Below are 13,608 nucleotides of genomic sequence, written 5' to 3'. Positions count from 1 at the left end.
AATTCATTCAGCGCATCGCACTTTCCCGGACTTGAGCGTCGTCGATGAGCGCTTGCGCAGCCGTGCAAACAGGTGGAGCCGGCCGAGTTCGCTACGGTTCATGCGGCGCCGGCAGGTGCTCACCCCTCCTCGTCAGCGGGCCTTTTGGCCGCCATCAGCACCCTTGCCGACCGCGTCATTCCGCCAGACATGGATCGCTTCGAATGCGTCCCATGCGATCGACACAATGTCGAGATCCCCGTCACCGTCGAGGTCGACCGTCCTTGCTCCCAGATGGCTTTCCATCCCTTCGCCGACCAGCTGCTCGATGAACCGTCCCCCACCCAGATTATGCCAGCTCGAGAGACGAAGTGCGCCGCGATGCTCGCCCATGATAAGATCCGGCCTGCCGTCGCCAGTCATATCGGACACTGAAAGGCTATTAAGGGAACCGCGCGAGGTGATTTCGTGTTGCTTCCAATCGGAGGAGCTGTCGCCGGGGTTGTGCCACCAATACGCCTTAGCGCTGTCGGCTTTGCCATTTTCCTCGGTCACGACGATGTCCGCACGTCCATCGCCATCAAGATCGGCGGCCGCGACGCGGTCGGGATAGACCATTTCAGGAACTTTTCCAACATGCCGAAGCTCCCAGTCTGGCGAGCCGTCACCCGGATTGCGCCACCATGCGGCCGTCTTTGCATCGCCGGTCGTGGCGACAAGGTCAAGTAGACCGTCCCTATCGATATCGGCGAATGCGATCCCTTCATCAGACGCTTCGGCGCAGATGCGGGTGCGCGGCCATGGCTCGACTGTTGGATCGTCAGGAATCTTAAAATAGAAAACCCCACCGCCACTCGAGACCGCCAGCTCCGGCTTCCCACCTTTTACGACCTGGGCTAGCACATGGCCCTGAGAGCCGAGCTCATGACTGGCGGCGGGAACCTCTCCGATCTCGTGCTCTTCAAAGCGGTGCGCTTCAATGTCCTCGGCATGGAGCCACACCAGGTGCAGCGCCCTGCCTCCGCCGCGCTGTGCTATGACCTCCCCGCGCCCGTCACCATCGAGATCCAGGGCTGCGACCGCGTCCACACCCTCGGCAAGCGGGGTCCGTTCCCATTCTGTGTTCCAGGCTTTGGACGGTTGACGGTACCAGAACGGACCCGAGATGATGTCAGTGAGATCATCACCATCCATGGCGGAAAAAGCGATCCCAAAGGAGCGGACGTGCCCGTTCGTGATGCGATGATAGGTCCAGCGGTCGAGGCGGACCGATGCAGGCGGATCCAGCCGATTGATCCACACTCTGACAGGCGGGTTGCCCACCCAGTTCGCCCCATAGATGTCAAAATCACCGTCCCTGTCGACATCGGCGACGACGCCGTTGTGGAGACCCACATCGTCGATCACTTGACGGGCCCAGCGCGTTCCTCGCCCGTCGACATTGTAATGGATCGCGAGCTTGCGCTCCTCGGTCGTATGCATCTGCCCGACAACGACATCGTTGTCCCCGTCTTCGTCCATGTCGGCGGCCTGCAGCGTATGGGCACCCGCGACAGAAGGCTGAATGACATGGCGGATCCAGCGGCCCGTCGGCCCGGCGAGGGGCTGGAACCAGGCAACGTCGTCAGTGTGCTCGGAACGTGAAGTCAGAATGTCGGCGCGGCCGTCCTGGTCAAGGTCGGTGACGAGCGCCTTGAATGCAGGATTGAACGGACCAAGCTCGTAGCTGCGCCATAGTGCTGCATCGCGTGCTGCCGCTGCGCCTGGATTCGACGCCCATACTCCGTGCAGGACGAGATCGACATCAGCATCGCCGTCAATATCGCCGATTGCCATTCCCTCTTCGCCAAGGTTGAAGAACAAGCCCACGCGGGCCCAGGAGCTCGGGCTTTCCTGGAAGAAAATCATCACTTCGCCAGGCGCTCGAACGACGATATCAACGAGGTCGTCCCCGTCGAAATCAGCGGCCTTGATGTCTTTGCCCCAGCTGCCGACTGCACCGATTTCCCGACGCTTCCAGCTGGGACCGTGGGTCGGGTTACCATTCGGCCGCGGGTTCTCGAACCAGACGAGATTGACAGCATCGGGCCCATCGGCCGTGACGATGTCGCGATCACCGTCCCCATCGATGTCGGCAAGCACTCCGTCGGTGGTGAACTCGACGCGGGGCCTCGCGATTACGGTGTGAACCAGATCGGGCCACCGCCACCAAGACATCGCATCCTCGGGGAAGCCGCCAAGAACGAAATCTAGTCGACTGTCGCCGTCTATATCGCCAACAAGCTTTACGTCTCCTGAATAGGGGGCAATCTCTTTGCGTTCAAAAACAAGACCCGACTGTAGAATTTCTTCGGGAGGTCTCTGTCCCTGAGCGGCCTCGCAACTTGCGAGGGTGTACCCGATCATCAGGACCACGATCAGGCGGCCGAACATGCTAAATGTTGATTTCGTAGCGTGTGAACATTTCGTCGTCGGCCAGCAACCGCCCGACGAAATCTCCCCCCGACAAGTCCGACAGCGTCTGCCATTCATCTTGGTTCTCCAGACGCTGCATCTGAGACGCATGCGCCGCCAGCGCTTCCCGCATTACGCCGATAACATCGCCAAGACAGGCGAGGCTATTGAGCGTGGACGACGCCATGGTACCAATCCAGACTGGATACTCGAATACCGTAACAGGGCGACCATAAGCACGAAGCGCCGCGCGAACTGCTGCATTGACGGCGACATGATCGGAAGTCGGATCCTTTTGCATAGTTCACGAAAACGCTCTGCGGCCGCCAAGAGTTGAGCATCGACACGACCGCATGTGTTATCTCATGAACGTGATGATTGGCCGCCCCGCCTGGAAGGCGTAAGAATGTAACACTTTCGGATGATGCGCCCAGACGATGAACTGCTTCTATGGCTCCTGCCTCGCGTGTCGTCCGCAAGGTTTCAGGATGCCTAAGGTCGCGATGAGGACGCGGCGCCATCGGTGACAAAAACCAAAACGGACCTAGGCACCCGAGCCGGATGCGGCGCAACAATGACAGCCGACGCTGACCAGTCGCCTACTTCAAACGGCCTAAGTCGCAGTCGCAATTGACTATCAAGCATGGTGCTGAAGGTCCGCCTAAAGGTCCACATTGGTGCGCTTCCATCATCCGTTCGCTCGCGTTGTTGAACGCCGATCGCCCGTGGTAACAGAACTCACGGACGTTCGAGACGTGTGTTTGTTGGTGGGAAGACTTTATGAAAGTGGGTATCCTCGCGGGCGGATTTGGGACACGGCTGGCCGAGGAAACAGAGAGCCTGCACGGGTTCAAGCCGCAACGGACGGCCCGACGCGACGTCGCGCAGCTCTACGAGGCATTCGGCACTGTTGGTCTCTTGCTTGAAGAGTTCGAGGGGGAGCGCTTCAAGCGCATCGCCCACGTGAAAAAGCTGATCCGCGATTGCGAACTGGACGAGCACCTGGTCGCGTTCCCGTTCTGGCCAAAGCAGACTGAGCCGGGCTAAGGGGGACGATATGGACATGATGTGCCTAGATGCGAAGTCGGTAACCGAGCGGGCCTGCCGATCTTGCGGTGGAACTGGCATTGAGACGTTTCTCGAGTTCGGTAAAACGCCACTGGCCGATCGCCTTCTCACCAGCAGCGACATCGGCGAACCGGAGCCCATTTTTCCGCTGCGCGTCGCGTTCTGCAAAGACTGCAGCCTCGTCCAGATCACCGAGACGGTGAATCCGACAATTCTTTTTGCCGATTCTTATCCATATTATTCTTCTTTCTCCCCTGCTCTCTTAAAGCATTCGCGTGCGAATGCGCTTGATTTGATCAACCGCCGCTGTCTTGGCCCGGAGAGCCTTGTCATCGAATTGGCGAGCAATGATGGTTATCTGCTGAAGAACTACGTCGAGGCGGGAATTCGGGTGCTCGGAATTGATCCGGCCGACGGACCTGCCGCCGCTGCCGAGAGGGTCGGCGTGCCCACGCGCTGTGCATTCTTCACCCGCGATCTCGCTGAAACGCTGCGCGCGCAAGGCATGCGCGCGGACATTATCCATGCCAATAACGTGCTCGCCCACGTGGCCGACACCAACGGATTTGTGGCAGGAATTGCCCGACTTCTCAAGGATGACGGTGTGGCGGTTATCGAGGCACCTTATGTCGAACCTTTGATCGAACATTGTGAGTTCGACACGATCTATCACGAGCATCTTTGCTATTTTTCAGTTACTGCACTGGATAAGCTCTTTCGCCGCCACGGGCTTTACCTCAATGAGGTCAAGCACCTTTCAATCCATGGCGGTTCGCTGCGCCTTTACGTGGAATCGCGCGAGAACGTGGGTGCGACAGTAAAGGAACAGCTTGCCCATGAAGCCTCGCGCGGGATCGATGCGATCGGGTATTTCCGCGATTTCTCCACCAAGGTCGACGCGCTGAAGCGCGACCTTTCCACGCTCTTACGCCGGTTAAAGTCGCAGGGTGCCACGATTGCCGCCTATGGAGCGGCAGCCAAGGGAGCAACGCTGATTAACACCGTCGGCATCGGACGCGACCTCGTGGACTTCGTCGTGGATCGCAACGTCTATAAACACAACAAATTTATGCCCGGCCAGCGCCTGCCGATCCGCTCGACTGAAGCGCTTCTCGAGGTGCAACCCGACTACGTGCTTCTCCTTGCTTGGAATTTCGTAGACGAAATTCTCGATCAACAGGCCGAGTATCGTGCACGCGGCGGAAAATTCATCCTCCCCGTCCCAACGCCGAGAATCATATGACAAAACAGGCGGACCGCGCACAGATGGCTTGCCTGAAAGCCGATGGACCGACGCAGTCGACGGGTTCCATTCGAACCGATTGCTTGGTCTGCGGTCAGCGAAATCTGCTCAATTCGGTGCTATTCGAAGCGTTGCCCCTGCTCTGCAACGCGCTTTGTGCGGACGCGGCATCGGCGCGCGCGGCACAGACCGGCAGATTTGCGACTACCTTCTGCCTCGGCTGCACGCACGTCTTCAACGCCTCATTCGAGGAAAATCGCATCGGTTATACGCAAAACTACGAGAATTCGCTTCATTACTCCCCCCGTTTCGTGGCGTTTGTTGATACGCTGGCCGAGCGCCTGAGCAGGACCTACGCGCTCTCCGGGAAGACGATCGTCGATATTGGATGCGGCAAGGGGGATTTCCTGAAGCGGCTAAGCTTGATCAGCGGTGCGCAGGGAATCGGTTTCGACAAGAGCTTCGAGGACAACCGGGGGGACGCGGTCCCTGGAGTACGATTTATCAACGACTGGTTCGGCGATTCCTACGCGGATCTGCGTCCTGACCTGGTGGTATGCCGCCAGGTTCTCGAACATATCGCCGAGCCGGTGAAATTCCTGCGCGCCCTTCGCGCCCATCCGGGCATCGCACCGGAGACGGTGTTCTTCTTTGAAGTCCCGAATGTCCTTTACACGCTCCGGGATATGGGAATCTGGGACCTCATTTATGAGCACGCCTCCTATTTCACGCCCGCTTCGCTGAACGCGGCGTTCGAGACGGCTGGCTTTCGAGTGCTGGATGCAGGGACGTCTTTCGGCGACCAGTATCTTTACATTGAGGCGCGGCCGGCTGCCCCCAAGTACGCTACTTCCGTTGACAGCCGCGAAATCGAGATGCTCGTCCGCGATTTCGAGCGCGCCTATCGCGACAAGATCGAGCGATTGGGTGGTTACATCGCGAGGCGCAATCCCCAGCAGATCGTCGTCTGGGGAGGGGGATCGAAGGGCATTACATTCGTCAACGTGGTGCCAGGCGCCGATCGGATCCGCGCGATCATCGATGTGAATCCGCACAAGCAAGGTCGTTTTGCGCCAGGAACCGGCACTCCGATCCTTGCTCCGGAGGCATTGCGCGGCCAGCCAGTCGAATCAATCATGGTCATGAACCCGCTCTACCGCGAGGAGATCACCAGTCTCGTAGCGGAACTCGGCTTCACACCCGAGATTGCGGTTGCATGAAAGTTCAATTCAACCGCGGCGGCACGAAAGCGCAGAACGGGATTGGTGGGGGATACACTCCAATGACCGTGCCGGTCGAGATCAACATGGCCATTTCACCAAGGGTCATCGGACATTCTCGCCTCGTTGTAGCCCGACAATCTGGCAGAGAGGCGCTCTCACTTTGATTGCCGCGGCGCACCTCGTTTGCCCTTGAATATCAGCCAGCGCTGAAAGAGGCGCTTCTTGATCGCCTGCGCGGATGGGCGTGTGGGACGCGGGATGGTCCATCGGTAATCGGACTGCACCAAACTGCCCCGGGTGCGTAAGACATACGTCGTTTGGGTACGTTTACGTTCCCACGCTCCGGCGTAAGGTTTGGCAAGATGCACTCGAACGAATTCGAATCCCGGCAACGCGGCCGCAGCGATATCATCAGGATATCAGCCAACACCGCCTAATTTGATTGCGCTACAAAGAGGATTTCCAGAGGAGCTGCCTATGACCAATAAGAACTGGATGCAGCCACCCTTCCTCGCCAACCACAGCATCCTCAGCCATGCGTGCTTGTGGATGGTGGAATAGAATGACGAGCAAACATGCGAAACGCCATCTGTGTCCCGCGACGACTCTGCGTTCGCGAGATTCCAGCTCAATAAACGATGGCCGGAGAGAGATCGACGGCTCTCCTTTTTATTCACGTAGACCAGGCCAGATCGCTAACGGCGCAGCCGTGAGACGAAGACGGAAAGCCTTGACTGCGCGATCGAAGGTCGCAGTTCCGTCCTCCAACGGGCAAAGAGACATGCGATGACATCGATCGGCGCGAAGATTGTCAGCGGCGCAGCTTGGACAGCAGTCGAAACATGGGGGCGGCAAGCAGCCATGTTTGCCATTTTTGTCGTATTGGCCAGGCACCTCGGACCTGAGGCATTCGGCCTCGCCGCCCTCTCCATGGTTGTACCCGTCATTCTTGCTGTTCCGGTCACGATCGGAATACCGGAGGCACTCATTCAGCACCCTAAAATTGAGTCCTTACACTTTGACTCGGCCTTCTGGCTTCTCGCCGCGAGCGGCGCAGTGATTAGCGGGCTCATCTGGATGTCTGCCGGTTTGATTGCTGCAGCGTTCGGACAGCCCATTCTCGAAGATCTCATCCGCTGGAGCAGCGTGGTCGTCGTAATTCAGGCCCTCTCGTCGGTACCTGCGGCTGTGTTGAAGCGCCAACTCGAGTTCCGCTTGTTCGCGTTGCGTACACTTGCCGGCACCGTCGTCGGCGGCACACTCGGCATCGTCTTGGTAATAGCCGGTTTCGGCGTATGGAGCATGATTTGGATGCACCTTGCAAAAGCGGCTGTGGAAACCGTTGTCCTTCTCGTTGGCAGTTCTTGGCGGCCCCGTCTGACCTTCTCCTATGAAAAGGTTCGTGACCTATTAGGATTTGGCGGCCCGCTTATCGTCCAGACTTTTTGGAGTTTTTTGAATGAGGAAATTCCAAAGGTCCTACTCGGCACGTTCCTCGGCCCCCACGCGGTCGGAGTCTATGCTCTCGCCCGTCGTCCGCTCGACCTTCTGGTGCAAGTATTCCTCAGTCCGCTGATGGCTGTCACTATGCCCACCGTGTCACGGATTCAAGATCAACCCGAAAAGATCGACCGTTTTTTCAACACGACCGTCCGCATCGCCGGGATAGCAGGGTTTCCTGCATTCATCGGATTTGCCGCGATCGCACCGATCGCGGTTCCCTTTATCTTCGGCCCGCAATGGGCCAGCGGGGTCGTCGCTGTCCAGATTCTCATGCTGCTGGGCCTGCAACGCACGATTGACAGCCTCTGCGCGTTTACGATCCTTGCAATGGGTCACTCCAGGTTGATCCTGAAGTTGAACATTGCCTACTCTGTTGTCGCAATGATGCTGTTGTCCGTCACTGCGCAGATCAGCCTTGAGATGACGATGGTGGCGCTCGTAGCCTGCGGCCTGGTCCTCCTACCAGTCTTCCTCTTCTACGCTCAGCGCATCGCGCGTATCGACGTGCGGAGACCCCTAGAGATCTTCCCACGACTGGCTCTCGCCGCCCTCCTGATGTTCGGCGCCGTCAGCGCGTGGCTAAGCAGCGCGCCTGAGCACGCCGCGCAGGAGACGCTTCTTATTAGCGCAATTGGCCTTGGAGCCGCTGTCTATTGTACGGCTCTCTTCGTGCTGGTGCGCTCTGACCTGTTCAATGCGCGAGACTTGTTCCTGAGGCTTCGCGGCTAGTTTGGTGTCGGGCGCGACCTCTAGAAGAACCCGGGGAAATAGGAGCCCATCCTGAGCTTGAGGATGCGCAGCTCGACGGTGCCGGCGCGTCTCCCAGTCGCGCTCGCGATAGCCGTTGCGCTGGGCCGTGAGCAACGGGTTCTTCTCGCCATGGCCGGCGCCGGTGGCGGCCCCAACCTCCAGCTCCATCAGCCGCTCGGCGGCAAAGCCAATCATCTCGCGCAAGAGATCGGAATTCCGGAGTCTTCTCCACGAGCGCGCGCAGGTTCTGTTGATGACCACCGCAAAGCCGCTCGCTCGCTACAGCGCTATCGAGGGCGCGCTCGCGAGCGGCTTCGCTACCGCCGAGCTACTGACCCGTGCGGTCAATCATCGTGATGAACCCGCTCTATCGAGACGAAGTTGCCCAGGCGGCACACGAGCTTGGTCTTGCCCCCGATATCATCGTTGCCTGATCCCGCGATCCACCCTTTGCGGCTGATGGCCTGACTTTATCACTCCATCGACGTCGATCCGTTGCAGGTTGAGCGGCCTCAGCCAGCAGTGTCGCGTATAGTCGGTCGAGCGGCGCATAAACTGCGGCCATCTAAGTGGCGTCTTGGACAGCGCCCGCCAAAGGGACAGGGAGTTAAGGCCGATCAGAAAGCGAGACCGGATGAGCTGCCCGCGCCGGTCCACCGCTGCATAGGTTACGAACCCGCGAAACGCAGCGCCGAACCTCTTCAGCACCGCATCCATCTGCACGTCATAAGGCTCGTTGGCGGCGAAACCTTGAAGCGACTTTGTTGTCCCGACCGGCCGCGTGTGTCTTACAACGACATCGTCAACGATGGCGTACCGCAACCAAGGCATGTCAGTCAGGCGGGTCCAAAGAAGGTCTATTCCCGTCTCGTAGCCGAGCCCGAACAAATTCAACGCCGATTGCAGGCACCTGGCGCTGAACACCGGGCACATCATCTCGACCGTGTTGGTATATCGCAACAAGTATCGCTTGCCGCTGACAAGCGTCGCTGCGTAGGAGAAATAGCTGTCCCAAGCCAGTGCTGGCTGAAACAGATCAAGTTTATAGCGGCGGCCGATAGCGAACAGACGATTCAAGTCCAGCTTCGTCGTCTCGATGTCATCGTCGATCAGTGCAATGAGATCATATCGCGTCACAATTTCAGGGTAGCATTGAAACAAGGCATGATAGCCGGCGATCTTGCGCCCCGGGAGAAATACGCTGAAATCGTTCTGTCCATGGGAGACGCCAGCCTCGTAGGCGGCGACGAGAAGATCGAAGTCGGCGTCGCCCGCCCCCTCAGTCCAGCCGGCATGCAAAGAGCTACGCCCCGCCCGGACGATCACCAGATTTCTCTTGCCCGAGCTCTCTAGCAATTTTCGGAAGGCTGACACTGCTGCGGCCGCGGGCGTGACTTGGCGAAGGTTCATACAAAGCCTCCCGGCGGACCACTCGTTTCTAGGCAGGCGATCGGTTTGAACCGGCATGAATGCGTTTCAGAGCCCCCAAGCCGGCGCCGCGGAGCTTGGCACGAAGCTGCGGAGAAACAGCGCCTACAAGTTCCAGGAACAATCTCGCGATAAGCAGCGGATCCAAGATCCACGCAACCAGATGAAGCAGTGTCATGCCCAACGGTGCTGTGCGCCTGTGCCGATAGGCAATTGCGACGAGGTGTTTTAGCCGCCTTGACAATTCAAAGGCATTCGCCGTGGAGCCATCAGGATTTTGCCAAGCCAATCGCTCGGAGCTTGGCAATCGCACCGAGCGCGTCGGATGGTCACGGCTGTATAGTATCGCGTTGGGCGCATGAACAAACGTTCCGAGAAGGGCCATCTCGGCCAGAAGCGCACAATCGGAGCCGTAGTAGGGCTCGTGCAGTGTCGTTCTAGCTAACGACGCCCGGCGCCAGAGGCCGAACATCGCAGCGTCCCAACCGTGCGCAGCAACCATCAACCGGAAGCGGGATGCGGGCGTCGATCCTCCCATATCCGGCAGCACCCTTTCGACATAGGAAGTCAGTTGCCCAGTTTCGTCGATCCCCAGCAGTCGCGGGTAGGCAATGACGTGGCGGGCATTCGCGTCAAGCGCACGCACGCAGTCTGTCAAGAAACCACTGCTCAAGCGGTCATCGTGCGCGCACCATTTGAAATATTCCCCTGTGCTCAGTTGGAAAGCTCGATTGAAATTGGCACCGGCTCCCAGGTTGCGAACGTTTCGGACATAGCGTATGCGCCTGTCCCGCTGCGCAAATTCCAAGCATATATCCGCTGTCCTGTCCGTCGAAGCATTATCGGTGATGACAAGTTCGAAATCGCCGAAATCCTGATCGAGGATCGATTGAATCGCATCGGACAGGAAATTCTCGCCGTTGTAGACGGGTAAACCAAGGGATACCTTTGGCGACTTGGAATGTTCCATTTCCAGGCTCCTTCTGGGTGGACGTCAGACCGCGACGACTTCCGGTCGCAGGTCCAGCGCATTCAAGGATTGCGCCACTTCGTTCACGTATATCGGGTTCATGACGATGACGAGATCAGGCGGAGTGTCCAAGAGGTCGCTTGGCGCGATGACCGGATGACCGGTCCCGGGCGTAAACTTGCCTTGCTTGTAGGGGTTGATGTCGACTGCTGCCCAGACTTCGTCTCCAAGCTGCAAGGTCGTTAGGAACGACACTGCCTTGGAGCCGCCGCCCCACAGGACGACCCGCCGGCCGGCGGCGTATGCGGCGCGGATACGCTCCTGCCAGAAATCCTGAACCGCACGCACGCGTGCGGGAAAGGTTTCCGCCAAACGGTGCATCACTTCCAGATCGTGCTCGAGCGGTAGTCTCGGCATCGTCCGGCCGGCTGAAGGCCGGGCGTACTGAACGATGTACTGGTTATCATAGACGAGCTCCAGATCAGTAACGTCGAAACCTTCCTGGCGAAACAGGCGTGCGTGCGCGCCAGGACTGAAATAGGAGCAATGCTCATAGTAAATGTCCCAGAACGCGCTCTCCACGAGCACACGTTTTGCATCAGGCGTCTCGAAGACCGCCCAATCCTGGGTCCTTTTGCCGATCATCTTGCGGATCAGCCGCACGAAACTCGACACCGAGCTGACGTGTTCGAGCGTGTGGCGACAGAGGACCGTATCCGCCTGGAGATGCTGGTAGTCCGGTCCGAAATAGTCGACGATGATCTTGACGTCGCCGTACTCATCATTGCGGCCTTTGTCGGCTCGATAGGCTGGATCAATACCGAGCCCGGTGGCGCCGCCCGATATGCAAAGCTCGCGGAGAAATTCACCCTTGCCGCAGCCGATCTCCAACACGTGCTTGCCGGCTATCGCACATTTTTGTGCAATCTCGCGTGCAAGTCCTTTCGCGAAACTGTTGAAGGTGCTGGAAAAATGCTGGGATTCCTCGAAATTGGTCGAGTAACCCATGATCGTCTCGTCAAAGGCCCTGTTGAATATGAATCCGCATGCGTCGCAGAATGCGAGGTCAAGGTCGCGGCGGGGAAAGGCGTGGGCGTCTCGGGCCGAGTTCAGCAGGACACAACTATGCACCGGGATGGATTCGACCCGGTAGATTGACCGGCTGACCGGCGCCGAGCAGCACGGGCACGCGGCTGGTCGAAGCGCTTTTCTGTTGCTTGCCATGTGAAGGTCAACTGAATTCATTGTAAAATTGGCTCGACAAGTGAACCGGTTATATCGCGCGTCGAGCTCTCGGCTCCGAAGAGTTCATTGTACTCGGTCGCGCGAGCGAGTTGGACAGACTGGGCCAGGCCAAGGGCGTCGAGTATCGCCAGGTCGAACCTTTCCTCGGAGAACCGGGTCGCGTTCACGCGACAGGCGTGCGGCGTAATGGACAGCGCATTTTTCTCGAATAGATCAATGGCCCCAGCTACGGAATCGATGGCCTGACGGTCGAAGAGCACACCTGTCGGATGGGCGCTCTCGCCAAGCGGCCGGACAATGTCGCGCGCGCCGCCGCGGCCGAAAGCGATCAATGGCGTGCCGCACGCCTGGGCCTCGGCAAGCGTTATCCCGAAGTCCTCGCATCCGGCGAACACCATCGCACGAGCATTGGCGATTTTTTCGATGTATTCATGCCGCGGCAGATAGCCGGTGAAGACTATGTTGGGGCCGGCAAGCGATCGCAAATGCCTGGATTGTACTTCGTCGCCGACAACAACCAGGCGACGCGACGGCGTTTTGCTGAACGCCTCGATTATCAGATCCGTACGTTTATACGGGGCGTGGAACGCGGCCGTGACGTAGTAGTCATCCTTGTTGACGACGAGTTTAAGATCCTCGGTGGCGACGGGCGGATGGACGACCCGCGCGTCGCGGCCGTAAATCCGTTCGATTCGAGAGCGGACATAATTCGAGTTTGCCAGCATCAGGTCAGGACCGTGCGCCGTTCTCGTGTCCCAAGTCCGCAGCCTGTGAAGCATGTAGCGAAAGACGAGACCCTTCGGCCCAAATCCCAAGCGGGCCTGCTGCAAATAGGAGAATTGCTCGTCCCACGCATATCGCACCGGACTGTGCACATAGCACAAATGTAGTTGGTCCGGGCGGGTCAGAACGCCTCGAGAGAATGCGGCCGAAGAGGAAATTACCGCGTCATAACCCGTGACATCAAATTGTTCGATCATAAACGGGCAGAGAAAGAATAGTGACCTGTAGTACTTTTCCACGAAGGGAAGTCGATTCATGCCGGAAACGTGGAAAATTACGCCTGGAAAATACTCTTCCTTGATCTCCTTCGGGAGAAAATCAAACAGGGTGAAAACCTCGGCTCTCGGAAAAATCTTGCAGATCCGGGCAAGGACCTGCTCCCCTCCCCGAAAGTTCGGGCACCAATCATGCACGACGGCGATGCGCGCGTTGCGGTCGATGCCGGCAAATGGCGTCTTGCTGATCGATCGCAAATGTTTGGTATCCCGGCCCACCATGGTGGTTGCTTTCGGCTGTCGCACATGGCGCATGCATTGCCCTCCCGGAATGTTGGCACCTTTTTCCGGAATTCTTTGTTGCCCGGATGCTCAGCGACTGTGTGTCGTCCGCCTCGTCCAAACAAGCTGCCTATCGGGTTAAGCGCCGCACCCTCCCGAGGCCCGATGTACTCCAACGAGGTACGCCTCCTACTTCGATGGGCCTAAGCACGCATCAACGCTAACCTTATGCGCAGGCTGTATCGGCGCGACCGGCGGATTAGGATCATGGCGCGCTCACTTCGCAAGCAGTGGTCGCGCGCCGTATCTGTACCCATTGCCCGCGAGGAGAGTTGATCGTCGATGATAGTGGTCGTGATCGTCGCAACGTTTGGTCGCAAGGAACAAGTGACTCGGCTTCTTTCACAGTCGCAAGGGGCTGGGTGGAGCCCGAGTAGAATCTGAAGATCTAGTGCAGAGGTAAGA

General features: G+C 58.4%; 10 protein-coding genes and 1 pseudogene. 4 read left to right on the top strand and 7 right to left on the bottom strand.

Going from position 1 to position 13,608, the window contains the following annotated elements:
• Nucleotides 1-132 precede the first annotated feature (132 nt).
• Together AC0L3H_RS00300 and AC0L3H_RS00295 are read right to left on the bottom strand one after the other, a co-directional pair.
• Nucleotides 133-2,412, bottom strand: a complete 2,280-nt coding sequence (locus tag AC0L3H_RS00300; RefSeq protein WP_473584077.1) for an FG-GAP repeat domain-containing protein — start codon at nt 2,410-2,412, stop codon at nt 133-135.
• Nucleotide 2,413: 1 nt separating this feature from the next.
• Nucleotides 2,414-2,620, bottom strand: a complete 207-nt coding sequence (locus AC0L3H_RS00295; RefSeq protein WP_473584076.1) for a hypothetical protein — start codon at nt 2,618-2,620, stop codon at nt 2,414-2,416.
• Between the two features lie 593 nt (nt 2,621-3,213).
• Between AC0L3H_RS00295 and AC0L3H_RS00290 the strand changes: the two genes are divergently transcribed.
• The 4 genes from AC0L3H_RS00290 to AC0L3H_RS00275 all read left to right on the top strand — a co-directional run bounded on the left by AC0L3H_RS00290 (nt 3,214) and on the right by AC0L3H_RS00275 (nt 8,199).
• On the top strand, nt 3,214-3,480 hold the full coding sequence (locus tag AC0L3H_RS00290) for a hypothetical protein (RefSeq protein ID WP_473584075.1): 267 nt from the start codon (nt 3,214-3,216) through the stop codon (nt 3,478-3,480).
• Between the two features lie 10 nt (nt 3,481-3,490).
• Nucleotides 3,491-4,744, top strand: coding sequence for a class I SAM-dependent methyltransferase (locus AC0L3H_RS00285; RefSeq protein ID WP_473584074.1), 1,254 nt, complete (start codon nt 3,491-3,493; stop codon nt 4,742-4,744).
• Nucleotides 4,741-5,964 carry a class I SAM-dependent methyltransferase gene (locus AC0L3H_RS00280; RefSeq protein WP_473584073.1) on the top strand — a complete coding sequence of 408 codons (1,224 nt, stop codon included), beginning with the start codon at nt 4,741-4,743 and terminating at the stop codon, nt 5,962-5,964. The genes AC0L3H_RS00285 and AC0L3H_RS00280 overlap by 4 nt, the downstream gene beginning before the upstream one ends.
• 789 nt (nt 5,965-6,753) lie before the next feature.
• Nucleotides 6,754-8,199: a lipopolysaccharide biosynthesis protein gene (locus tag AC0L3H_RS00275; protein ID WP_473584072.1), complete on the top strand. Its 1,446-nt coding sequence runs from the start codon at nt 6,754-6,756 to the stop codon at nt 8,197-8,199.
• 26 nt (nt 8,200-8,225) lie between these two features.
• Here AC0L3H_RS00275 and AC0L3H_RS00270 read toward each other — a convergent pair.
• The 5 genes and pseudogenes from AC0L3H_RS00270 to AC0L3H_RS00250 all read right to left on the bottom strand — a co-directional run.
• Nucleotides 8,226-8,464: pseudogene (locus AC0L3H_RS00270) on the bottom strand (transposase); the annotation flags it as partial.
• 176 nt (nt 8,465-8,640) lie between these two features.
• Entirely contained in the window at nt 8,641-9,630 is a 990-nt protein-coding gene (locus tag AC0L3H_RS00265) for a hypothetical protein (RefSeq protein WP_473584071.1), read from the bottom strand.
• Between the two features lie 28 nt (nt 9,631-9,658).
• Nucleotides 9,659-10,618, bottom strand: a complete 960-nt coding sequence (locus AC0L3H_RS00260) for a glycosyltransferase family 2 protein (RefSeq protein ID WP_473584070.1) — start codon at nt 10,616-10,618, stop codon at nt 9,659-9,661.
• A gap of 24 nt (nt 10,619-10,642) precedes the next feature.
• On the bottom strand, nt 10,643-11,626 hold the full coding sequence (locus AC0L3H_RS00255; RefSeq protein ID WP_473584069.1) for a class I SAM-dependent methyltransferase: 984 nt from the start codon (nt 11,624-11,626) through the stop codon (nt 10,643-10,645).
• A gap of 233 nt (nt 11,627-11,859) precedes the next feature.
• The gene (locus tag AC0L3H_RS00250; RefSeq protein WP_473584310.1) at nt 11,860-13,143 is read right to left on the bottom strand and encodes a glycosyltransferase; all 1,284 of its coding nucleotides are present in this window, start codon (nt 13,141-13,143) and stop codon (nt 11,860-11,862) included.
• Between the last annotated feature and the right edge of the window lie 465 nt (nt 13,144-13,608).

The organism is Mesorhizobium sp. WSM4816 (assembly GCF_055811535.1).
The sequence above is the reverse complement of the archived record's forward strand: the minus strand, read 5'-3'. Positions and strand labels throughout refer to the sequence as shown.